The sequence below is a fragment of the Flavobacterium sp. ACN6 genome (assembly GCF_002304005.1).
Classification (GTDB): domain Bacteria; phylum Bacteroidota; class Bacteroidia; order Flavobacteriales; family Flavobacteriaceae; genus Flavobacterium.
Map to the genome: position 1 here is coordinate 541,909 of NZ_MRCQ01000001.1, position 22,246 is coordinate 564,154.

Annotated in this window: 22 protein-coding genes; 6 read left to right on the forward strand and 16 right to left on the reverse strand. The window is 33.9% G+C overall.

Annotated elements, in window-relative coordinates:
* Positions 1-121 precede the first annotated feature (121 nt).
* Together BSF42_RS02405 and BSF42_RS02410 are read left to right on the forward strand one after the other, a co-directional pair.
* Positions 122-970 carry an SDR family oxidoreductase gene (locus BSF42_RS02405; RefSeq protein ID WP_095951519.1) on the forward strand — a complete coding sequence of 283 codons (849 nt, stop codon included), beginning with the start codon at positions 122-124 and terminating at the stop codon, positions 968-970.
* Between the two features lie 388 nt (positions 971-1,358).
* A complete protein-coding gene (locus BSF42_RS02410) occupies positions 1,359-1,625 on the forward strand; it encodes a SemiSWEET family sugar transporter (protein WP_095951520.1) in 267 nt (88 codons plus the stop codon).
* Between the two features lie 59 nt (positions 1,626-1,684).
* On the opposite strand, the gene BSF42_RS02415 is transcribed toward BSF42_RS02410, so the two are convergent.
* The gene (locus BSF42_RS02415; protein WP_095951521.1) at positions 1,685-2,515 is read right to left on the reverse strand and encodes a hypothetical protein; all 831 of its coding nucleotides are present in this window, start codon (positions 2,513-2,515) and stop codon (positions 1,685-1,687) included.
* A gap of 485 nt (positions 2,516-3,000) precedes the next feature.
* Positions 3,001-3,342 (reverse strand): hypothetical protein, encoded by a 342-nt coding sequence (locus BSF42_RS02420; RefSeq protein WP_095951522.1) that lies wholly within the window; start codon positions 3,340-3,342, stop codon positions 3,001-3,003.
* 210 nt (positions 3,343-3,552) lie between these two features.
* Between BSF42_RS02420 and BSF42_RS02425 the strand changes: the two genes are divergently transcribed.
* On the forward strand, positions 3,553-6,762 hold the full coding sequence (locus BSF42_RS02425; RefSeq protein WP_095951523.1) for a PAS domain S-box protein: 3,210 nt from the start codon (positions 3,553-3,555) through the stop codon (positions 6,760-6,762).
* 1 nt (position 6,763) lies between these two features.
* Here BSF42_RS02425 and BSF42_RS02430 read toward each other — a convergent pair whose 3' ends face one another.
* The gene (locus BSF42_RS02430; protein ID WP_095951524.1) at positions 6,764-7,195 is read right to left on the reverse strand and encodes a response regulator; all 432 of its coding nucleotides are present in this window, start codon (positions 7,193-7,195) and stop codon (positions 6,764-6,766) included.
* 196 nt (positions 7,196-7,391) lie between these two features.
* Between BSF42_RS02430 and BSF42_RS02435 the strand changes: the two genes are divergently transcribed.
* Positions 7,392-7,892, forward strand: a complete 501-nt coding sequence (locus tag BSF42_RS02435; RefSeq protein WP_095951525.1) for a pyridoxamine 5'-phosphate oxidase family protein — start codon at positions 7,392-7,394, stop codon at positions 7,890-7,892.
* 116 nt (positions 7,893-8,008) lie between these two features.
* Here BSF42_RS02435 and BSF42_RS02440 read toward each other — a convergent pair whose 3' ends face one another.
* The 3 genes from BSF42_RS02440 to BSF42_RS02450 all read right to left on the reverse strand — a co-directional run bounded on the left by BSF42_RS02440 (position 8,009) and on the right by BSF42_RS02450 (position 10,087).
* Complete coding sequence (locus tag BSF42_RS02440) at positions 8,009-8,722, reverse strand: DUF72 domain-containing protein (RefSeq protein WP_095951526.1); 714 nt, start codon at positions 8,720-8,722, stop codon at positions 8,009-8,011.
* Entirely contained in the window at positions 8,719-9,450 is a 732-nt protein-coding gene (locus tag BSF42_RS02445) for a DNA-formamidopyrimidine glycosylase family protein (protein WP_095951527.1), read from the reverse strand. Before BSF42_RS02445 ends, BSF42_RS02440 begins: the two co-directional genes overlap by 4 nt.
* Before the next feature lie 64 nt (positions 9,451-9,514).
* Positions 9,515-10,087 carry a ferritin-like domain-containing protein gene (locus BSF42_RS02450; protein ID WP_095951528.1) on the reverse strand — a complete coding sequence of 191 codons (573 nt, stop codon included), beginning with the start codon at positions 10,085-10,087 and terminating at the stop codon, positions 9,515-9,517.
* A 189-nt stretch (positions 10,088-10,276) separates the two neighbouring features.
* On the opposite strand from BSF42_RS02450, the gene BSF42_RS22400 reads away from it, so the two are divergent.
* Positions 10,277-10,807 (forward strand): hypothetical protein, encoded by a 531-nt coding sequence (locus BSF42_RS22400; RefSeq protein ID WP_172426638.1) that lies wholly within the window; start codon positions 10,277-10,279, stop codon positions 10,805-10,807.
* 781 nt (positions 10,808-11,588) lie between these two features.
* Here the strand turns inward: BSF42_RS22400 and BSF42_RS02460 are convergent.
* From BSF42_RS02460 to BSF42_RS02480, 5 genes are all read right to left on the reverse strand, one after another.
* Entirely contained in the window at positions 11,589-12,233 is a 645-nt protein-coding gene (locus BSF42_RS02460; RefSeq protein ID WP_095951529.1) for a DUF5661 family protein, read from the reverse strand.
* 91 nt (positions 12,234-12,324) lie between these two features.
* Positions 12,325-12,486 (reverse strand): DUF1328 domain-containing protein, encoded by a 162-nt coding sequence (locus tag BSF42_RS02465; RefSeq protein ID WP_095951530.1) that lies wholly within the window; start codon positions 12,484-12,486, stop codon positions 12,325-12,327.
* An 86-nt stretch (positions 12,487-12,572) separates the two neighbouring features.
* Entirely contained in the window at positions 12,573-13,667 is a 1,095-nt protein-coding gene (locus tag BSF42_RS02470) for a DNA topoisomerase IB (RefSeq protein WP_095951531.1), read from the reverse strand.
* A gap of 41 nt (positions 13,668-13,708) precedes the next feature.
* The gene (locus BSF42_RS02475; RefSeq protein ID WP_095951532.1) at positions 13,709-13,948 is read right to left on the reverse strand and encodes a Rho termination factor; all 240 of its coding nucleotides are present in this window, start codon (positions 13,946-13,948) and stop codon (positions 13,709-13,711) included.
* A 226-nt stretch (positions 13,949-14,174) separates the two neighbouring features.
* The gene (locus tag BSF42_RS02480; RefSeq protein WP_095951533.1) at positions 14,175-14,987 is read right to left on the reverse strand and encodes a hypothetical protein; all 813 of its coding nucleotides are present in this window, start codon (positions 14,985-14,987) and stop codon (positions 14,175-14,177) included.
* Positions 14,988-15,191: 204 nt separating this feature from the next.
* On the opposite strand from BSF42_RS02480, the gene BSF42_RS02485 reads away from it, so the two are divergent.
* Positions 15,192-15,779: a DUF4142 domain-containing protein gene (locus tag BSF42_RS02485; protein ID WP_095951534.1), complete on the forward strand. Its 588-nt coding sequence runs from the start codon at positions 15,192-15,194 to the stop codon at positions 15,777-15,779.
* A gap of 242 nt (positions 15,780-16,021) precedes the next feature.
* On the opposite strand, the gene BSF42_RS02490 is transcribed toward BSF42_RS02485, so the two are convergent.
* From BSF42_RS02490 to galA, 5 genes are all read right to left on the reverse strand, one after another.
* A complete protein-coding gene (locus BSF42_RS02490) occupies positions 16,022-17,074 on the reverse strand; it encodes an NAD(P)-dependent alcohol dehydrogenase (protein ID WP_095951535.1) in 1,053 nt (350 codons plus the stop codon).
* Between the two features lie 98 nt (positions 17,075-17,172).
* Positions 17,173-17,577, reverse strand: a complete 405-nt coding sequence (locus BSF42_RS02495) for a cupin domain-containing protein (protein WP_095951536.1) — start codon at positions 17,575-17,577, stop codon at positions 17,173-17,175.
* 26 nt (positions 17,578-17,603) lie between these two features.
* Positions 17,604-18,020: a cupin domain-containing protein gene (locus BSF42_RS02500; protein WP_095951537.1), complete on the reverse strand. Its 417-nt coding sequence runs from the start codon at positions 18,018-18,020 to the stop codon at positions 17,604-17,606.
* 192 nt (positions 18,021-18,212) lie between these two features.
* Positions 18,213-19,082, reverse strand: coding sequence for an AraC family transcriptional regulator (locus BSF42_RS02505; RefSeq protein WP_095951538.1), 870 nt, complete (start codon positions 19,080-19,082; stop codon positions 18,213-18,215).
* Between the two features lie 248 nt (positions 19,083-19,330).
* Entirely contained in the window at positions 19,331-22,153 is a 2,823-nt protein-coding gene (gene galA / locus BSF42_RS02510; RefSeq protein ID WP_095951539.1) for a beta-galactosidase GalA, read from the reverse strand.
* Positions 22,154-22,246 lie beyond the last annotated feature (93 nt).

Here is a 22,246-nt window from a genome sequence, read left to right on the forward strand (position 1 = left end):
TTCATACAATAACTTCTGTTTTAGTTTTATTGAGGCAATTAAAATACCTTTTAAAGCAACTGTTCTTGTGGCTATAGGCTAACTTTAAAATGAATAAAACGTACTAAACAGAAATATAATCATGAAAAAAACAAAAACATTCCCTGAGCAAAAACAAAATCTTCCTGGTAATGAACACATGATGAAACCTGAACCGGAAATTATTAGAGATAATTATGTGGGAAGTGGAAAATTACTAGGCAAAACTGCTTTTATCACTGGCGGCGACAGCGGTATTGGAAGAAGTGTTGCGGTGCATTTTGCTCGAGAAGGCGCTAATATTGCCATTGTATATTTAAAGGAAGATAAGGATGCGCGTGAAACGAAAGAAATGGTAGAAAAAGAAGGACGAGAATGCCTTTTAATAAGCGGTGACTTGAAAGATGAAAAGTTTTGCAAGGCGGCAATCAAAAAATGCTATACTACATTTAAGGATATTAATATTATAGTAAACAATGCTGCGGTACAATTTCCTCAAAAAGAACTGGAAAAAATTACTGCTGCTCAGCTTCATAAAACTTTTGAAACCAATATTTACCCTTATTTTTATATTACCAAAGCAGCACTTGATTATTTAAAAGAAGGTGATACAATCATTAATACAACTTCTGTAACTGCTTTTCGCGGCAGCGAGCATTTGGCCGATTATGCCAGTACAAAAGGCGCAATTGTGAGTTTTACAAGATCGCTGTCGGGTATGCTGGCGCAGAGGAAAATACGCGTGAATGGTGTAGCGCCTGGTCCGATTTGGACACCGCTTATTGTAGCAAGTTTTGATAAATTATCTGATTTTGGAAAAGATAATCCGATGGAGAGAGCCGGACAGCCCTCTGAAGTTGCGCCTGCTTATGTGTTTTTGGCCTCTGAAGACAGCAGTTATATTACTGGCCAGTTTATCCATATTAATGGTGGAGAATTGGTTGGGGCATAATATTGCTTTTTTTAAAATCTCCCAGAGTTGCAAAGGTTTTTGTTTCTCGCAGATTTTGGAGATTTTTTTATACTGAATTGTTTTAATCTCGCAAAGTCGCAGTCCCGGGGCTTCGGGAGCAAAGTTTTTTTTTAAAGTATTAATTAAGCGCAATGTTTGTCATCCTGAGAAACGAAGGATCAAATTCAATATTCTTCAAAGAGAATCGCCAATCTTTGTAGAGTTTCTTGTGTGATCCTTCGTTCCTCAGGATGACAAAATGAGGAAAAAATCAATTTAATCATTACAATCTGTGGCAATAAAAACTTTGCGACTTTGCGAGAACTCAACCAAAAAACCTCAGAACCTCAGAACCTCAGCATCTCAGAACCTTAGAACCTTAAAAAAAATGAACTACATAGACATTATAGGACTTTTTGCAGGAGGATGCATAACAATCTCCACCATTCCGCAGATTTTGAAAGTTTGGAAAACTAAAAAAGTAAAAGAAATTTCGCTTAAAATGTTTGCTATACTTACTTTCGGAATTGCGGTGTGGATTGTTTACGGCATTTTGAAAAACGATTTACCCATTATAATCACGAATAGTGTTTCATTTATCTTAAACCTTATCATGGTTTATTTTATTATCTATTACGAAAAAGATAAATCTTAGAAATAAAAAAACAGCTCGATAAAGCTGTTTTTTTGAAAATGAAGAATATGGTATGCTTACTAGCTAGCTAATTTTTGATTGAATGGTTCTAATTCTATATGGTATTTTTCTTTTAAGGCTTTTGATTGTACCATTCGTTTAAAAAACAATGCCGGAGCCATAATGGTAGTTAATTTTACATGTGAAAGTTTTTTGATCTCGCCAATTTGCTTAGATGCAAAATTTACAATAGGATCAAATGTGCTTAAATAATTATAACTATGCTGCGCTATCTCCAGTTCTAAAACTTCACGTAAAATACTTTTCATCAACAAATAACGAACTGTTCCCTGCTGCGGAATTGTTTTAAGTTCTTGAAACTTTTCTCCTATTTTTTGATTTTCGGCACCTATATAAATGTAATTCCCAGAATCATGGGTAAATATTTTTCTCACTTGAGATGCATAATCCAACCCTGCCTCTTTGCTCTCTACAATCGTAGGCATTCCAATTAATGAAAATTGAATATGCTGATGACTTTGAAAGTATAAAACACTGTTGATAGATGAGGAATTACTCATAATACCAGACTGCTGCTTTTTTAAAGATTTGATTTCTCCATTTGCACCAAAACTATGTACAACGTTTCCTTTTTCACAATACACAAAAAATACCGGCGAAAATGGATTTGATTCTATACTTAAATTAACATCTTGATTAAATGTTAAATCAAAATTTAAATAGGTCATTTCTTTTTCAAAACGAACTCCTGAAATGCTTCCAGTTGCCCATCTTGATTTGAATGTTAATTTGTATTCATTAGCTGTAACTAATAAGTCACCGCCAAAACTATCTTTAAGGTTATTAAAAACAGCATCAAAGCCTCCAGTATTTATGTAAAGTTTTTTCATTGTATGGTTTGGTTTATTAAAGGTGTTAGTCGTTACAAACTAACTTTGGTTTTAAACTTAATTTCTTAATTCAAATTTCGTTTATATTGTCAGTCAAACCTTTATACAATTTTCGTGAGATATTTCATAATTATTATTTTCTTAAGTGGCAAAGGTTCAGAGGTACATAGGTGCAAAGGTTTTTTTACGCTGTAAAACGTTTGAGCTATTATACTCCTTACAGCTTGAACCTTTCTAGCTCGGCACCTCTGCACTTCTGTACATTAGGGGCAAAGGTTCATAAGTACAGAGGTGCAAAGGTTTTTTTACGCTGTAAACGTTTGAGCTGCTCTACTCCTTACACCTTGAACCTTTGCCCCTTTGCCTCTCTGAACCTCTGAACCTTTGAACCTCTGAACCTCAAAAAAAAAAAAAAAGCAGCTGCTCCAAATAAATTTGAAACAACTGCTCATCAGCAAAATAAAAATACCAATCTATTTTTATTCTTAATTCAGTTCATTAACATCAGAGTTTTTAGAATAGTTAGCTTTTGGAATGTCTTTAAAAAATTCCGCTTCTTCTAGATCTGCTGTTGGTCCGTATCCTAATAAATGAGTTCCTTTCCCATTATCTTTTGTTTCTATTACATATAAGATCGACATATCATCTGGATCGCTCATCCCTTCATAACGATGATGTGCCACAATAAAAATATCTTCTGGTTTGTAGACTGTTTTTGTTTCAGAATTTATAAGACTGTCGTTTTCGAATAAATAATTCGTCGTGTAGCCATCTTCCTGATATCTTTTTATATAGTCGATTTCGTGTTTTGAATCTTCTCGTTTCATGTCTTTTTGTTTTAATCTGTTTATCAAATTTCCGTATTGATAAGAGATAAAATTAACTCAAATGATTTTTATCTTACCTCATTCAAAAATACACTTTCAGTGAAATTTTATTTTTTATTAATTTTAGCAAAGCTTAGATTAAAGCTAGAATCACTACATTTAAATAATTAATAAACAATCGTTTATTATCAGATAATAAATAACACATTAATGATTACTACTAATTATGATTTTTTGGGCAATGGAGGCAAAATGGGAGAACTTACCCGTGCCAAGGATTGGAGTAAAACTGCAGTTGGCCCAGTAGAATCTTGGTCTCAAAGTCTTCGTACGACTTTAGGCATTTTACTAAACTCAAAATTCCCAATGTTTTTGTTTTGGGGACCTGATCATATTTGTTTTTACAATGACGCTTATCGTCCAAGTCTTGGTAACGATGGCAAACATCCTGCAATTCTTGGCGAAAAAGGTGCTGAATTCTGGCCGGAGATTTGGGATTTCATCCAACCTTTAATCGATCAAGTACTTACAACTGGAGAAGCTACCTGGCACGAAGACCAGTTGCTGCCTATTTACAGAAATGGTCAAATGGAAGATGTTTACTGGACATTTAGTTACAGTCCCGTAAGCGGCGATGATGGAAAAATAGCGGGAGTTCTGGTAATTTGCAACGAAACTACGGATAAAATAAATATTCATAAAAAGCTGGAAGAAAGCAATAAACGGTATCTTAATAATATTCTTCAGGCTCCAAATGCGATGTGTATTTTTAGAGGTGCAGAATATATTATAGAAATTGCCAATAAATTCATGCTCGAAATTTGGGAACGAACAGAAGAACAAGTTTTGCATAAACCTGTTTTCGCTGCACTGCCAGAAGTAGCCAATCAAGGTTTAGAGGAAATTGTGAAAAATGTTTACACCACTGGCGAGACATTTACCGCAAATGAACTTCCTGTAAAATTAAACCGAAAAGGCAAACCTGTAACCAATTTCATAAATGTTACTTACGAAGCTTTAAAAGAATCTGACGGAACAATTTCTGGTATTCTGGCTGTTGCCAATGATGTGACGCTTCAGGTACTTTCGCGCACTGCTGTTGAAGAAAGTGAAAAACGTTTTAGAAACATCGTAAAACAACTACCGCTCGGAATTGGTATTTTAAAAGGTTCAGATTTGATTGTCGAAATGGCTAATAGTACCTATCTGCATATCATTGATAAAAATGAAGAAGATGTATTAGAGAAACCCATTTTTGAATCGGTTCCTGAAGCAAAAGAGACCATATTGCCTTTATTGAAAAACGTTTTTGAAACAGGCGTTCCTTATTATACAGATGAACTTCCTGTCAAATTAAATCGTTACAATAAAGAGGAATTAGGCTATTTTAATCTTGTTTTTTATCCTTTAAAAGAAGAAAGTAATGTTATTACTGGTGTCATCATTGTGGCTTATGAAGTTACAGAAGAAGTAAAAGCTAGATATTTACTGACTGAAAGTGAAAAAGCATTTCGAAATATCGTAATGGAATCTCCGATTGCAATGGCAATTTTTAGAGGCAAAAACCATATTATCGAAATGGCTAATACCACTATGACCAAAACCATCTGGCAGAAAGAAGAGAAAGATACCATTGGAAAACCTCTATTGGAAGTTTTTCCTGAATTAGAAAATCAAAAATATCCCGAATTATTGAATGAAGTGGTTTCGAACGGAAAGACCATACAGGAAAATGAAGCAATTGCTTACGTCGACATTAAAGGAAAACTGAAAAAATTCTATCTTGATTATGAATATACGGCACTCTATGAAAAAAATGGGCAGGCTTCTGGCGTTATGGTTACCGTTAATGATGTAACTTCTAAAGTTAAAGCCCGAAAAAAAGTAGAAACTGCCGAAGAAAGAGCACGATTAGCTGCAGAGATTGGAGAAATTGCGACTTGGGACTTGAATCTTCAAAATAAAAAAATAATCTACAGCGATAATATTCTGGATCTTTTTGGTTTTGAAAAAGATCAAAAAATTTCTCATCAGGATCTTAGAGGAAGAGTTCTTCCTGAAGATGAGCCTATTCTGGTAGAAGCTTTTGAAAAAGCATTAGAAACAAGCATTTACAAATACGAGGCGCGTATTCAAAAACTAGACAATACTATAAGCTGGATAAAAGTACACGGCAGAATATTTTTTGATGAAAATAAGGATCCTGTAAAAATGATAGGAACTATAATGGACATTACAGATGAAAAAAATATTCAGCAGATATTGATGAAGAATGAAGCCAAATTCAGGCTTCTTGCCGACTCTATGCCTCAGCTTATCTGGACTAGTGATACGCTGGGGAATTTAAATTATTTTAATGAAACTGTTTTCAAATTCTCTGGATTATCAAAAGAGGAAATTGAAAAAAATGGCTGGCTGCAAATTGTTCATCCTGATGATCGCGAGGAAAATGTAAAACTCTGGATGCATTCTGTAAAGACAGGAAACGACTTTTTATTTGTTCACCGTTTTAAACGTTATGACGGCGAATACAGATGGCAGCTCAGCCGAGCGATTGCGCAATTAGACGAAAAAAATAATATCCAAATGTGGGTTGGAAGCAGTACTGATATTGAAGATCAAAAAAACTTTACCAATCAATTGGAAGAGCAGATTATCGATCGTACTACACAGCTGGAATTGACCAACAGAGACTTGGTAAATATGAATATCGAACTGCAGTCGTTTGCTTATATTTCGAGCCATGACCTTCAGGAACCGCTGCGAAAAATACAGACTTTTGCCAGCAGACTTTCTGATTTGGATGAGCAGAATATTTCTGAAAGCGCCCGCACCTATTTAACCAGAATTGAAATTTCTGCGAAAAGAATGCAAAATTTAATTCAAGATTTATTAGCGTATTCCAGAGCCAATTCTGCTGACCGCGTTTTTACAGTAGTGAATATTGACGAAATTACTGAGGAAGTAATAAGCGATTTTTCGGATCGAATTGAGGAAAAACAGGCGGTGATTGAATATCATAATTTGGGAGAAGCAACCCTTATTCAGTTTCAATTTAGACAATTACTGCATAATTTGATCGAAAATGGCTTAAAATTTTCACGAAAAGATGTCCCGCCAATAGTAGAAATTACATCAGAATTAGTAAAAGGAAGTTCACTGCCAGATGCTGAATTTAAAGATAGAATGTACCATCATATCAAAGTTTCGGATAACGGAATTGGTTTTGATCTTGCGTACAAAGACAAAATTTTTGAAGTTTTCCAGCGTTTAAATACCGAAAGCGAATATAGAGGAACCGGAATTGGACTGGCAATAGTAAAAAAGATCGTTGAAAACCATAAAGGAATTATTACGGTTTCCAGCGAGCAAAATAAAGGTTCTGAATTCAATATTTATATTCCTGACTTATCGGAATAAGTTAGTATTTATAAACAAAATTAGATTTATTTGGTACAAATTGATGCCAGTCAATCTGCAAGGCGTGTTCTATTGATTTTATAATATCCTTCATTAGAACAGGCTTTGTAATGAAACGATTAGCACCTAGGTTTCTGCATTTTTCAATAATTCCAGGCTCGCTGGAAGTCGAATAAATTACTACGGGAATATCTTTTTTATCCCCAGATTTTTTAATTTCTTCCAACACATCAAAACCGTTTTTTCCAGGCATATTTAAATCCAAAAAAACAACATAAGGTGTTGGAGGCGGATTAAAAATTGCGTCTAGTAATTTCTCTCCTCCAGAATAAGTCTGAAGCGTTATTTTTTGTGGTATTGATTCTACTGCGTCCGCAAAAATGCTTAAATCATCTTCGTCGTCATCAGTATAAAATATAGTATAGTTCTTCATGTGTTTTCGAGTGTCATTTTAATAGCCAAATATAAAATATTTTTATCTAACCCAGTCAATATCAGTCTAAATTCTTACAAAAAATACAAATTGAAATCTCATAATTTATAAGTTGAATTATATAAGCTGAAAAGATTTAAAATAACCAATTTTACTTATAGAATAAAAGACAATACTAATTTAAAAATATAACGTTATGGGCGATCATAAAGACCTTACAGATGAATTTGCAGTAGATAAAATAAAAGATCTTGCAGAGAATATTAAAACTTGCATGTTTTGTACGTACAATGAATACAGACTGCAGTCACGACCAATGTCGGTTCAGAAAATTGATGATTTAGGACAGCTTTGGTTTTTATCAGACAGAAACAGCAGTCACAATGCTGAGATTTCTTTAAATCCGACAGTAGAATTATTTTTTGCTGAACCTCATGATAAGTTTTTAACGCTTCACGGAACAGCAACTATTGAGTATGATAGAGAAACGATTAAAGAATTATACGATCCTATTGTAAAAGTCTGGATGCCGGGTGGCGAAAATGATCCAAATTTAAGTGTCATTAAAGTAGTTCCGGAAGACGGATATTACTGGAACAACAAAAACGGGAAAATGGTAGCAATTGCCAAAATGACGGCCGCATATGTTACTGGTAAAACAATGGATGATGGAATTGAAGGAACATTGAAATTGTAAGCTTTAATTTAAGTATTTAACCTAAAAGTCCGCAAAGATTTAGAAAAGGCTCGCAAAGAAAATAATCTTAGCGAACTCTGCGTAAATCTTTGCGGACTTTGGGGTTAAAACAAAATCTAAACATTCATTCTTTTTAATTCCAAGGCATTTAATATTCCAGCTTCACTGGCAGTATTATTAAAATAAGCAAATCCTTTTTTCGAATTAATTTTATGGTTCACATCCAATAATTCTTCTGTAGAATAACTAGAATGGAACATCTTGGGAATACCATGAAATCGAAGATAAAGCAATGGAAAATCTTTGAAAATAGTTTGCGGTAAATCAGGATGGCTTACGCTGCAAAATGTAATATTATTTTCTTTGAAAGAATTCCAAACTTCCTCATTCCACCAGCTTTCATGCCGAAATTCGATTACATTTTGGAAATTGTAATCTAAGCTTGATATAATATCTCCTAATTTTTCTGTGCTAAAAACGTAGCTTGGAGGAAATTGGAATAAAACCGCTGCCAATTTCTCTTTCATGCCGGCAGAACAGACATTATAAAAGTCGTTTAACAGACTTTCGCAATCCTTCAGTTTTTTTATATGGGTAATTTCTTTGGGCACTTTAATCGAAAACAAAAACGATTCGGGTGTTTTATTATACCAATTTTCAAAAATTTTTATCGTTGGAAACTTATAAAAACTGCCATTAAACTCGTACGTGTTAAAATGCTGGCAGTAAAAGTCAAACCAATTCTTGGAAGGCAGATTTTGCGGATAAAAAATATTTTTCCAAAAACTATTATAAAAACTGGAGCACCCTATTAATACTTGATTTTTCATTTATATAATTTTTGACAGTTAGTACAGAAAAAGCTTCTCCGTTTTCGTTCGCCGGTCTGCTTTTTCAAAAACGGAAGATTGCATCGCAGACAAAGTGGTTTGGTATAAGCCTCCCAATGCTGTTTGAGTTCAAATTTCTTTTTCCAGTATAAAAATTCAAAACTGTAGGTAGAGCATTCTGCAATAATCTGGCTGAGATCATCTCGAGGAATTTCTCCCACAAGTGATTCTGGATGAATATAACAACGGTACAAAACTTCATTTTTAATGATATTCCCTACTCCCGCAAAAACATTTTGATCCAGAATAACATCACAAATCATTTTATCTGACATTTCTTCTAAACTTATTTGCGCTTTTTTCGGATTCCAGTCGTCGTTCATCACATCAACACTCCAATCATAATGTGAATTGATGTCACCTTCTAATATTTTGACAGAACAGGTATAAAAATTTAATTCACCCGTTTCAAAAACTAAACTTAATCTCGGTTTGGTTTCCTTACGTTCATTAACTCTATACGTTCCAAACATTAGCAAATGAATTTTAACTGTGAAATCGTCAAAACAGATTAGAAAATGCTTTCCCCAAGTTTTAAAGGCGATGATGGTTTTATCCTTTAGGCGAGAAATATCAATACTGGCAGTTCCAGAAACAGAAATCACTTTTTGTCCTGTAAATTGTTGTACTTCTTCTTTTAAGATTACTATGGATGGACCTTCGGGCATAAAATATATATTTAAATTAAAAAGTGCAGTCCGAAAACTGCACTTTTAGTACATTCTAAATTCTTTATTCAATTTCTGCTGCTTCGAGATTTACAGCATTTACAGCAACTTCTGTCAGTACTTTATCTGCTCCCTTTTCTTCATCAAGCGTTTGTTCCAGCAATGTAGCTGCTTCCGGTAGGCCAAGAGTTTCAGCAAACTGTCTTAAAGTACCATACGTTGCGATTTCGTAATGTTCAATTTTCTGACTTGCAGCAATAATTGCAGCATCTCTCACTACTCCAACTTCAGTTTCTTCCAGCATTCCCTTTGCTTCTTCGATTAAGCCTTCCATTGCATCGCATTTTTTGGCTGTAGCTTTCTTTCCAATGATTTTAAAAACTTCCTCTAAACGTTTAATTTGTTCTTCTGTTTCGGTTAAATGATTGTCAATTGCATCTTTTAATTCTACGGAAGAAGCATTGTTTACCATTGTAGGAAGAGCTTTGGTTAATGCTTTCTCAGCCCAGTAAATATCTTTTAATCCGTCTTCGAACAATTCGGTTAATCCAGAAGCTGCATTTGATTTAGGCTTTGTAACCCCTTTTTTAATAGTCTCTTTTGAAGACGTGGTCTTTTTACTTTCTGTAGTTTTCATGGTGTGATTTTTTATAATTAATAACATGGTAAAAGTAGCACGTCCAAAATCAGACTGGTTATACTATTTTGCGTTTAAATTGCATTCTAAACATCTGTTAATTATACAATTACCTTAAAAAATCCTATAAGATATTCCACGCTGTTAGGAGTTAGTTTTGTATATATAAATTACTAAAAATTCAATATCATGAATACTACAGATAAAAGAAACGGAACTTTTCCTAGGGATCCTGGAAATCCGAATAAGTCAGACAGAAATAATGTGATGAATGAGGAACTTTACGATTTAAACACAAGTGAAACTCAAAAAAGCAGAGCAGAAGACGCAGAACGCGGTTACACCGTTCGAGATAGTCATAATCCAGATCAAGGATATGACGATGATTTAGACGATCTAAACGATGATTTTCATACCGACAGAGACCTTGAAGACAATGACGAAGATGTTATCTATGAGGTGGAATTGGAAGATGAAAATGATCTAGACGATGAAGACGAAGATGAATACATCGAAGAAGATCTTGATGAAGAAGTAGAAAATGACGAATTTGATAATCCTGCAGATACTTTTGAAAACGACTTCAATGAAACTGAAGATGTTTTGGAAGATATTGATGATGAGGAAGAAGATGAAATTGAAAATGATTATATCGAAGATGATGTTCAGGAAAATGATGATAAAGAAGATTATCCTGATACTGACCCGCGTAGATTATAATTTTTTAAAAGCTTTAGAAAGCAAAAAAGAGACTGTTTATTTATAGACAGTCTCTTTTTTGTTGATTTTAATTCAAACAAGAATCTAATAAAAGCTGGAGATTAGGCAAAAGATTAGAAAAGAAAAGATCTATATTTTTTATTCATAATATTATAAAACATAGCCCGTGGTTGAAACCACGGGCTATGTTTTATAATATTAGTTCGCGTCGTTTCAACCACGGGAGATGTAGATAATCTATTTCTTTTGCATCGTTTTCAACCACGGGAGACGTAGTTAATATATTCGTTCACGTCGTTTCAACCAAAGGGAGAATTATACATTGTTTCCCCGTGGTTGAAACCACGGGCTATGTTTTTATAATATTTAGGTCGCGTCGTTTTCTACCATGTAAAATGTAGTAAATAATATTTCCTTCACGTGGTTTGAACTGATGCAGAATTTAGATATTGTGTACACGTCGTTTGAACCACAGTGAGAATTTATATTGCGTTCGCATGAAAGGCAATTTATATATTGTGTCCCCGTGGTTGAAACCACGGGCTATGTTTGACCTGCGAAATGAATATTTTAAATAAAAAAACCTTTGTCAGAGTTTGAAATTTTGACAAAGGTTATAATAGATGAATTATTCATAGTTAAAATACGATAATGCGAGTTAATGCTAAAGTTTTAAGATATCTTTCCGCTGGGAAACCCAGTCTTTATAGTAATAGCCTAAAATCAAAAAAGAGCCTGTCTACTATGTAGACAGCCTCTTTTTCTCGAGTTTAAAATTCAACTAATCTCCAATAATTTCCAATACTGGAATATCGTCCATTTTAGCCAGACGTTCTGCAAGTCCGGCCTTCGCTTCACTAAGTTCTTGTTCTGCTTTACTCAATTCTTTATGCCATTTCTCTTTATCTGATGAACTTTCCAGTTTTCGGAGAATTTCATAGATTTCTCCCTCTGCTTCCATCACTTTTAATCTTTTGTAATACGTTAAACTTTCGGTCATGTGTGCCAGTGCAATCATAGCCGTCAAAAATGGATGGTTATTGGTAACATTTACATCTTTTATTTTTCCATGTTCCAATTCTACTTTTAATGCAAAAGCAAATTCTTCCATATTAAAAGCTTCGTGTTTACTATTTGGATCCAAATAAGCTTTTATCGCATGAACATTATTCATTGTCGAAAGATCAACATCTGTTTCTTTTTTGTCATTTAAATCTTTAAAAACAACATTTCCTATAGCTCTTGCCTCAGCAACTGTTGGATCGTTTGCCGGATTATCAAAATCTCGAACCGACCAATCCCAGTTTTCTGGGTGAACTGGTTTTATATATTTTTCACAAAAATCTGTAACATCATTTTTCAAACTTACCATCGTGTCTTCTCTTTTAATATAGACATCCTGATAAGCGCCGCTCTTTGTTCCCATGACTGTTTTTTTATTATTGAAACTGCAAAAAACGACACATTATCAAAATAAATGTGTCGTTTTTTTGTTCTTTTATTTATTGCTATTTTTATTAAACTCTCGTTCTTCCGCTGATTAATGAAATAACGAATAAGACTAAAAATATAAAGAATAAAATTTTAGCTATACCTGCGGCTCCAGCGGCGATTCCACCAAAACCAAATATTCCCGCCACTATGGCTAGAATAATGAATGTGACTGTCCAACGTAACATAATAATAGTTTTTTAGTTAATAATGATTTTGTTTGTTTTTCAAACTTTTCAGTTTTTTAAAAGATACTGTAACTCTATTTTTTATTTTAACACGAAGATTCTAAATTGATCTCATAATTTTGGATCAGTTCAGAAAACGCGATTTCTGATTTTGTAAAATACTTTTTGGTACTTCGGCTTTTTTTAACTTTATCAAAATATTTTTGAATAGAGCCATCTTCATAAGTCGAAATCAAAAGTGGATGAACGTAATAATCTTTACAGACTTTTCTGGTATTTCCTAATGCTTCTGCCGTTAAATCAAATGCTGCTACGACATTTTTTTTAGCTTCTTTTTCATCATCAGTCACTCCCATTTCCATTAAACTTTCAAAGAAAATAATGGATGCAGCCCAAGTTCTAAAATCCTTTGCACTAAAATATTCTCCCGAAATATTGTGAAGATATTCATTTACCATATGACTGTCGAGCACTTTTCTTTCACCATTTTTATCGTAATATTTAAAAACTTCCCAGCCTGGAATTTCTTCACAGCGGCTTACCAGTTTTACCAATTGCTTATTTCGGGTTGTAATGGTGTGCTGTTTTCCTTTTTTACCAATAAATTCAAATCGAAGTGAATTTCTATTGATGTTTATGTGGCGTTTTCTTAAAGTCGAAAGTCCGTACGATTTATTGTCTTTGGCATATTTTTCGTTTCCAATTCTAATATGTGTCTCTTCCATTAATCGAATTACCAAAGCCGTAACTTTGTCCTTAGACCATTCTTTTTGTTCCAAATCGCTGTCAACTTGTTTTCTAATCGCAGGAAGCTTAGCTCCAAACTCTGCAATTTTGTAAAATTTAGTTTGGTTTCGAAGCAGATTCCATTTTGGATGATAACGATATTGCTTTCTATTTTTAAGATCTGTTCCAACTGCCTGTAAGTGTCCGTTTGTAATATCGGTAATTCGGACATTTTCCCATGCGGGCGGTAGTACCAGACTATTTATGCGTTTAATTTCATTTTTGCTTTTTACACTTCGTCCATTTTTTTTATAGACGAAATTTTCTCCTTCACGACAACGAACAATTGTGAGCTGATTATCATTGATGTATTCCAAGTCTAGTTTTTCGATTACTAAATGTGGTGCCTTAATCAGCTGATTCATTAATACTTCTTTTCTGTTCGCTGCATTCATGGTATTTAATTATTTATCACTGAGATCGTTTTGTTCAATTTCTAGTTATTTCTTAATGAGTCAATCAGACTTTTTTTGTTCATATAAGATCTTCCTTTTATGCCTACTATAGCGGCTTGTTTTTGAAGTTCTTCTTTTGTCCATTCTTCATAAGGTTTTGCATTTCCACCTTTTTTTCCTGAATCAGGCGTGTTTGCAATTCGTGCCGATTTTTCTTTACTGTAACCTTTTTTTATAAGCGCCTCATATTGTTCTTCATTCTTAATTTTTGGATCTGGCATGGCTCTAATTTTTAAGGTTAGACATTTCTTAAAATCTGATATGTCAAAGTTCTTCAAAAAGCAAGACGATTCTGTTATAGAATTATGGTTTGAAATTTCATATTTGTGGGATGTGAATTGTGAAAGTGGAAATATAAAATCTGTTTTACTGAAATATTAGAATATTAGATGCAAAAAAAATCCCAATTCTTGTGAAATTGGGATTTTAAAAATTTTTACATTTATGTTAGTTCAATAAACTATAGAAATATTCTTCTTTACTTACTACTCGAATTTTCATCAATTCAAATAAATTAAAATATAAGCTGATTATACTTGGACTAATAGCAAATTTACCTTTTAAAATATTCACACTGTTTTTAAGTAATGAATTCACTTCAACGTCATTAAATTGTATTCTACACTTTTGCACATTCTCAAGAATCTTTTTTTCCAATTCTATTATATCTAAAGTTTCGATTTCATCTACATTTTCTAGTGCCAGCCTATAAAATTTATTGGCCTCAATATCCACACTTTTATCTTTCTCTTTTATGAATATCATGAGATAGATTATAGTTTCGAAATACAATTGTTTGTTTTTTACATCAGAAACATAATTCGTATAATCAATATGAGTGTTGATTTCCGTTCTAATTTTGTTACCTATAATATCTGTCTTATAGTTAACCGTCTTAATTACGCCAAATTCTTCGTTTTTAAGATCTACAGTAATGTTTTGAGGCTCATTATTAATTTGCTGTTCAGAATTTGATATTTCTTCATCTGCAGTATCATCATCATCATCTACTTCTAATTCAATTTCCTCATCATCTTCTTTATTTATAGTACTTTTTATACCCGCAAAAACCGTCTTAATTCCGATTATAAACAAATAAGCAGACACCAGATATTTACCAAATAATTCGCAGGCTACAGACATGGCACTATTATCACCGGTAGCTAATCTGCCAAATAATCTATACGAAAACACTGCTAACCCAATGATAAAAAATCCCAATAAAAGCTGTGTAATCGGATTGTCCTTTTTATTTCCCATATATGATTTGGATTATTTAAGCTTGTTTTTAATTTGTTCAACCTTTTTACAAAACAAATATTAACATTTATTATGATTTTTCTTTACGGGAAACCGTATACGCTACACTTTAATTTAAATCATATAACAATCCTTAAAAATTCTGTAAAATTTTCTTACATGTTCTGAATAATTTTACATTATAACATTTAAACTATTAAAATCATGAAAAAGTTACTATTAGCCGGAAAAACAATTTTAGGAGTAGGATTACTAATTTTATTCCTTCAATCTTGTAAAAACGAAACAAAACAAGAAGATCCAAAAGAAGTAGCAGAAGATGCAAACGAGGCTAAATTTGATTCTATTGACAGTAAAGAAGATGATTCTGAATTTTTAGTAGATCAAGCAGAAATTAATCTAGCAGAAATCGAAATAGGAAAACTAGCACAAACTAAAAGTACTAACCCAGAAGTGAAAAAATTTGGTAAAATGCTTGTTGATGAGCACACTAAATCAGCTTCTGAAGTAAGCGCTTTAGCAAAAGCTAAAAACTTTACTTTACCAACTTCTTTAACTGAAGAAGGAAAAGAAGAGTACAACAAATTAAACGAAAAAACTGGAGTTGATTTTGATAAAAAATTCGCCGATATGATGATCGATGGTCACGAAAAAGCGATTAAAAAACTTCAAGATGCTTCTAAAGATGCACATGACGAAGATGTAAAAACTTGGGCATCAAACAGTATTGCGGGTTTAACAGCACATTTAGAACATGCTAAATTGCTAAAACAAAACCTAGACAAAAAGTAAAATAAATTTAATTGGTTATTATTTATTTTTAAGAAACCCCTCAAGAGTTGAATTGCTTGAGGGGTTTTATTTTTTTTCTTTTGAGTTGCAAAGGTTCAGAGGAACAAAGGGACAAAGATTTTGATAATCTTTGTCCCTTTTTTTAAGTTTCGAATTTCGCAAAATTTTAAACTTGTCACTTTAAACCTTTTCAACTTTGAGCCTTTGCCCCTCTGTACCTTTGTACCTTTGAACCTTTACCCCTACTTCAAAGAAGCCATATCAATCACAAAACGATATTTGATATCTCCTTTTAATAATCTTTCGTAAGCATTATTTACCTCATCTACACCGATAATTTCGATGTCTGCTGTGATATTATGTGCTGCACAGAAATCTAACATTTCCTGAGTTTCTGCGATTCCTCCAATATTGGAACCTGAGAAACTTCTTCTTCCCATTAAAAGACTAAATGAGGTTACAGGAAGCGGTTCCATTGGAGCACCGACTAATGTAAGTGTTCCATCTACTTTAAGTAAATTTAAATAGGCATCGATATCATGTTCTGCCGATACACAGTCTAAAATAAAGTTTAGGCTTTTGGCATGTTTAGCCATTTGTTCTGGATCTGTAGATAAAACTACTTCGTCTGCTCCTAAACGTTTTGCATCTTCTGTTTTAGATAATGAAGTGGTAAAAACTACAACATGAGCGCCCATAGCTTTTGCTAATTTTATTCCCATATGACCTAAACCGCCAATTCCCACAACTCCAACTTTTTGACCAGGACCAACTTTCCAGTGTTTTAACGGAGAATAAGTCGTGATTCCTGCACACAATAAAGGTGCAACTCCAGCAAGATCCAATTTATCTGAAATATGCAATACATAATTTTCATCTACAACAATACTTTGAGAGTAACCTCCAAAAGTTTGTCCGCCCAAATGAACGTCAGGTGAATTAAACGTCAATGTATTTCCTGGATCGCAAAATTGCTCTAAACCTTCTTTACAATGCTCACATTCTCTGCAAGAATCAACCATACAGCCTACTCCTGCCAATTGTCCTACTTTAAAGTTTTTTACGTGATCACCCACTTTTACAACTCTTCCCACGATTTCATGCCCAGGAACAATTGGATAAATCGTTCCGTGCCATTCGTTTCTAGCAGAATGCAAATCTGAATGACAGATACCGCAATATAAAATCTCAATTTCTACATCATGTGCTTGTACCGCTCTACGCTTAATATCTAAGGTTTGCAATGGTGCTTCGGCAGCTTCTGTACCAAAGGCTTTTATACTTTTTGTTTCCATATTTTAGATTTTTGTTTTTTTTTTGTTTCAGGTTTCAAGTTTCAGGTTCAAAAACTTAGTCCCGAAGCTTCGGGATAGCATCTTAGAACCTTAGAATCTTAGTAGCTTAAAAGAAAATACTCTCCATCGGTTACTGGTTCCAGCCAGGTTCCGTGGCCTTTATCTATTTCTGTGATAATGGCAACGTAAGAGAATTTTTCAAATGGAGTTGCTCCGTACCAATGTTCTACTCCCGGTAAAATGGTAACTACTTCATCTTTATGAAGCATTCGAACTGCGCTTCCTCTTTCTTGGTAATATCCTACTCCTTCTTTTGCAATCAGCATATGCAGACCTGCGTTGCTATGCCAATTACTTCTTGCGCAGGCTTCAAAAGTAACTTCCTTAATTACAGTGTTTTCAGGATGAATATCACTGCTCTGTTTTTTATAGGAAACGTCACCCGTCATATATGTGCTAGGGACTTTTCCTTCTTCGATAACGGCTGAATAATTTGTTGACATAAATTTACTTATTTTTTGAGTTGGATTTAATTAAAACTGTGGTATTCTTCATCAGTTACTGGTTCCAGCCAGTCCACAATTCCTTTTTCTGTATTAGTACTGATGGCGATATGTGTGAATTCACCTTCAGGAGAAGCGCCGTGCCAATGTTTTATTTCAGGTTGAATGTTGACCACATCTCCAACCTGCAGTAACTGAATTGGTTTTCCTACTTCCTGATAATATCCCGTTCCGTGGGTTACAATTAGAATTTGTCCGCCGGGATGTGTGTGCCAATTGTTTCTGGCGCCGGCTTCAAAAACAACATTTCCGACAGCAGTGTTTAAAACGGGATCATTTGGAACAAGCATTTTAACCCAGGCTTTTCCTGTAAAGTATTCTGATGGCGCTAAATCTCCGTTTGGAAAAATGGCATTATTATGTTCATTGTCTGATGTTTTCATAAATTTTTCGTTTTGGAATTATCAGGATCAGAAAACTAAATTGGAGAAAGCTAGAAGTCGCTTTATGAAGTATTATTTAGTCTGTTAAAAACTGATAAAAGATTAATACTGTAATTTCAAGGGCAAAATTAGGCCAACAATGTTTCTTAAAAATAACAATATTCAAACAAAAAATTATGAAATTGAAACAATTTACATTCGAAGTGATTTTGGAACTGTTCCTGTAAGTCTCTTAAAATAGTTATTAAAATAACTCGGATATTCAAATCCAAGCGAATAACCAATGTCTGAAATACTCCAGTCCGTATGCTGCAATAAAGCTTTGGCTTCGCCAATAATTCGCTCTGTAATATGTGCGGTTGTTGGTTTTCCTGTCACTTCTTTTACCGAACGATTTAAATGATTAACATGTACGGCAAGACTTTGTGCATAATCCTGCGGCGTTTTTAATGCTAAGGGTTCGTTTTTGGTTTCTATTGGAAATTGTCTTTCTAATAATTCTAAGAATAAAGACGTAATTCTCGAAGATGCATTTTTATGTTTGAAGAAATTCTCAGAAGGCTGCATTTTCATCGATTCGTGAATAATCAAATTGACGTAACTGCGCATTAAGTCGTCTTTAAAAACATAATCGGTTTCGTATTCTTTGATCAGTTTTTGAAATAATGAATCTATAAAAACCTTTTGTTCAGCATTTAAAGAAAAAATTGGTGTTCCTCCAATTTTGAACAAAGGCGATTCATGTAAGGTTTCTGAACGGTCTTTTGCTCTTAGAAATTCTTCTGTAAAAACACAGGCATATCCTTCGTAACTCTCTGAAACAGTTTCCCAAGAATACGGAATAATCGGATTACCAAAAAACAGAATTGTTCCGTCGGTTTCTATTCCGCGGTCGGCGTATTGTATAACGCTTTTACTGGTATTAATGCAGATTTTATAAAAATCCCTGCGACTGTAAACGGGAATTTTACTTTGATCTCCATTTATCTGATATACCTTAAAACCTTTCAGCTTTAAATCTGAAGTAAAATCGCAATTCTGGGTTTCTGTCTGATTATTCATTTTGCAAAGTTATGAAAATCAAACAATATTATTTTGTTTTTTAGTTTCAGGTTTCAGGTTTGAGGTTTAACCGCAAAAGCACTAAGGTTTACGCTAAGTTCGCTAAGTTTTTTTAAAGCTTGCTGAAATAATCGCGCAAAGTCGCTAAGACGCAAAGTTTTTATTTTCTTTGCTCGCAGATTTTGCAGATTCAGGAGATTTCTATAAATTTTTAAGAATCAGCTCAATCTGCAAAATCTGCGAGAGAATTATTTTACACTCAAACTTACTGCTCGTAAATCTTTCGCGGCAGCGGATAAAATAACTTCTTTGGCATTCTCGTCTTTTTGGATAATGATTTGTGCGTAGCCGTTAAAAAGTTTTCTTTTATAAGGTTCTGCGGGAATTATTACTTGAATAATTCCTGGATCTGTATTCATAACATCCCAGTCTTTTATTTTTTGTAATGGAGTTGCGGCAATATGAATGGTATTTTTTCCTTCTTTCAAAATAGCTGTATTCAAAATATATTTTTGAAGATCTTCTGAACTTGGTTCTACTTTATTTCCATTAATAAAAACTACTGTTTCTACTCCTATCTTCTTGTAAAAGAAACTCACCACATTTGTAGAAGCGTTATTTTTCAATTCAAATTGTCCTTTATAAATATACGAAGGAGCTTGTTTTTTATAATCGCGATCTTTAAAGGCTTCTGCCCAATTACTTTCAGTATAGATTGGTAGTTTCTCTGGTAAAGATGCAGTTGTTTCTTTTTGTTCCATAAAATTACTGATAGCAATTAACGACATGTTATCAATAAACTGATCGTTTTCTAATGAAGTTGGATCGCCATTTCCTACGCCTAAAATTTTTCCGCCTTTAATTGAAAAAGCAATTTCGTCGTTTGCAGTTGGAACATGTAAACCGTTTTTATCAGTAATCTCAACGGTTACCACCGAAACATTCCCTTTTAAAACATTTTCTTTATCTAATGATAATTTTACATTTAATGCTTTTCCAGTGGTTTTCTGAACTTCAGTTAAAACTTTTTTTCCATTTTTATAACCAATTGCCTCTAAAGTTCCCGGCGCATAATTTACCTTCCATTCTAAATGTCCGTTTTGTTCCATTTTCTTTTTGCCGAGACTTTTTTTGTTTAGAAAAAGCTCCACTTCATCACAATTCGAATACGCCCAAACGTCAATTTCTTTGCCTTCCATTCCGCTCCAATTCCAATGTGGGAGCAAATGCAAAACAGGCTCTTTTCCCCACCACGATTTCAGGTAAAAAACATTGTCTTTCGGGAAACCGCAAACATCCATCATTCCAAAATACGATGTTACCGACGGCCATCCATAAGGTGTTGGTTCACCGCGATAATCAAAACCTGTCCAAAAAAATACTCCAGCTAAATAAGGTCTTTCTGCATAAAATTTCCAGCCTTCTTCAATCGTATAAAAAGTGGGGCGCGGCTTTTTGTCGTAAGCACTTTGGTAATGTTTGGCATCATCTGTAAAATAAATACCGCGGGTTGCAAAAGTCGAACCTTCCTCTGTTCCCATTCCCGGCTGTTGCTTAAACTGATTTCTATGCGCATCAATATCGCCGTTTCCGAGATAATTGTAGCCCATAATTTCAACTACAGAAGATATACCGCTTTTAAAACCACTGCTGATTCCTACTGTTACAGGTCTTGTATCATCAATGCTTTTGGCAAAATCCTGCATTACATTTGTTATACGTTCGCCAGCAATTCCGCCTTCGATATTCCATTCTTCGTTTCCAACCGACCAGCAGATAATGCTCGGATGGTTGCGGTCACGCTCGATCATTCGTTTTAAATCATTCAAATGATAATCGTTAATTCCCATTAAACGCGTTTCATCAATTACGAGCATTCCTAATTCATCACAAGCTTTCAGCAGTTCTGGTGTCGGCGGATGGTGCGAACAACGATATGCATTCGAACCCATTTCTTTCAGCTTTTTAATTCTATAATACTGAATTTCATCTGGAAGTGCCGTTCCAATTCCTGCGTGATCTTGGTGATTATTTGTTCCTTTTAATTTTAGCGGTTTTCCGTTAAGGAAAAAACCATTCTCCGCATTAAACTCAATAGTCCTAATTCCGAATGGCGTTTCATAACGATCAATCGTATTTCCGTTCTGCTTAATTTCAGTTACTAAACGATATAAATTTGGTGTATCAACACTCCATAAAAGTGGTTCTTTGACATATAATTTGGAGCTATAAGCTGTTTTTTTATAAAATTCTGGAGCCAGTGTATTTTCAGTACTATTTGTAATCTGTTTATTTTTAGCATCAAAGATGGTCTGGAGGATTTCGATAGAACCTTTGTAATTTCCTTTATTTTCGATAGTAACATCGGCAGTAACTGATGCATCATTGTTTTTAAGTTCTGTAGTTATGTAAGTTCCATTTGCTGCAATATGAATCGGATTTGTTTTCTGCAGATAAACATGTCTGTAAATTCCGGCTCCTTCATAAAACCATCCTTCTTCCATTGAAGCATCGGCGCGGACAACAATTGTATTTTCGCTTCCATAATTGACATAAGCCGTTACATCATATTCAAAACCATTATAACCGCTTTGCTCAGTTCCTAAATAAAATCCGTTAAAAAACACTTTTGAATTTCTAAAAACGCCGTCGAATTTTAATGAAATGGTTTTTCCAAGATCGCTTTCGGGAATATTTATTTTTTTTCTATACCAGCCAATGCTTTTTTCAGGGAAGTTTTTACCAGCTGCTTTAAATCCGTGGCTGAAACTGGCGCCTTCGCTAAAGGATTGTTCTACTGCCCAGTCGTGTGGCAAATCTAATTTTCTCCAAGCGCGATCATCAAAGTCTTTTGCAGCGGGTCCATCTCCAAATCCCGTTTTAGTTAAATAGGAAAAATAACCTTCTGCATGTCCGAAATCTTTTTTGGTATCATACAAATGACCAAATGAAAACCTCCAGTCCTTATCAATTAAAATTAATTCTCTGGCTGTTTTATTTTGTGCCAGGGCATTAATTGAAAATAAAAGAAAAATGTACAAAATAATTTTTTGCGGAGAGGTAGTTTTCATAGATGTGGTCGTTAGTAAAGTTCAATAATGATAAAAATAATGCTTTTAGAGAAAACACATTAATAGTATTTTATCAAAACATACACAATAAGC

Bases quoted from the DNA above. Each gene is read 5' to 3' on its own strand.
- BSF42_RS02415 (WP_095951521.1), bottom strand. From the start codon at position 2,515: ATGAAAAAACTTTACATAAATACTGGAGGCTTTGATGCTGTTTTTAAT.
- galA (WP_095951539.1), bottom strand. From the start codon at position 22,153: ATGAAAACTACCTCTCCGCAAAAAATTATTTTGTACATTTTTCTTTTA.
- BSF42_RS02410 (WP_095951520.1), top strand. From the start codon at position 1,359: ATGAACTACATAGACATTATAGGACTTTTTGCAGGAGGATGCATAACA.
- BSF42_RS02450 (WP_095951528.1), bottom strand. From the start codon at position 10,087: ATGAAAACTACAGAAAGTAAAAAGACCACGTCTTCAAAAGAGACTATT.
- BSF42_RS02435 (WP_095951525.1), top strand. From the start codon at position 7,392: ATGGGCGATCATAAAGACCTTACAGATGAATTTGCAGTAGATAAAATA.
- BSF42_RS22400 (WP_172426638.1), top strand. From the start codon at position 10,277: ATGAATACTACAGATAAAAGAAACGGAACTTTTCCTAGGGATCCTGGA.
- BSF42_RS02405 (WP_095951519.1), top strand. From the start codon at position 122: ATGAAAAAAACAAAAACATTCCCTGAGCAAAAACAAAATCTTCCTGGT.
- BSF42_RS02475 (WP_095951532.1), bottom strand. From the start codon at position 13,948: ATGCCAGATCCAAAAATTAAGAATGAAGAACAATATGAGGCGCTTATA.
- BSF42_RS02465 (WP_095951530.1), bottom strand. From the start codon at position 12,486: ATGTTACGTTGGACAGTCACATTCATTATTCTAGCCATAGTGGCGGGA.
- BSF42_RS02440 (WP_095951526.1), bottom strand. From the start codon at position 8,722: ATGAAAAATCAAGTATTAATAGGGTGCTCCAGTTTTTATAATAGTTTT.
- BSF42_RS02495 (WP_095951536.1), bottom strand. From the start codon at position 17,577: ATGTCAACAAATTATTCAGCCGTTATCGAAGAAGGAAAAGTCCCTAGC.
- BSF42_RS02420 (WP_095951522.1), bottom strand. From the start codon at position 3,342: ATGAAACGAGAAGATTCAAAACACGAAATCGACTATATAAAAAGATAT.
- BSF42_RS02445 (WP_095951527.1), bottom strand. From the start codon at position 9,450: ATGCCCGAAGGTCCATCCATAGTAATCTTAAAAGAAGAAGTACAACAA.
- BSF42_RS02425 (WP_095951523.1), top strand. From the start codon at position 3,553: ATGATTACTACTAATTATGATTTTTTGGGCAATGGAGGCAAAATGGGA.
- BSF42_RS02470 (WP_095951531.1), bottom strand. From the start codon at position 13,667: ATGAATGCAGCGAACAGAAAAGAAGTATTAATGAATCAGCTGATTAAG.
- BSF42_RS02500 (WP_095951537.1), bottom strand. From the start codon at position 18,020: ATGAAAACATCAGACAATGAACATAATAATGCCATTTTTCCAAACGGA.
- BSF42_RS02505 (WP_095951538.1), bottom strand. From the start codon at position 19,082: ATGAATAATCAGACAGAAACCCAGAATTGCGATTTTACTTCAGATTTA.
- BSF42_RS02490 (WP_095951535.1), bottom strand. From the start codon at position 17,074: ATGGAAACAAAAAGTATAAAAGCCTTTGGTACAGAAGCTGCCGAAGCA.
- BSF42_RS02480 (WP_095951533.1), bottom strand. From the start codon at position 14,987: ATGGGAAATAAAAAGGACAATCCGATTACACAGCTTTTATTGGGATTT.
- BSF42_RS02485 (WP_095951534.1), top strand. From the start codon at position 15,192: ATGAAAAAGTTACTATTAGCCGGAAAAACAATTTTAGGAGTAGGATTA.
- BSF42_RS02430 (WP_095951524.1), bottom strand. From the start codon at position 7,195: ATGAAGAACTATACTATATTTTATACTGATGACGACGAAGATGATTTA.
- BSF42_RS02460 (WP_095951529.1), bottom strand. From the start codon at position 12,233: ATGGGAACAAAGAGCGGCGCTTATCAGGATGTCTATATTAAAAGAGAA.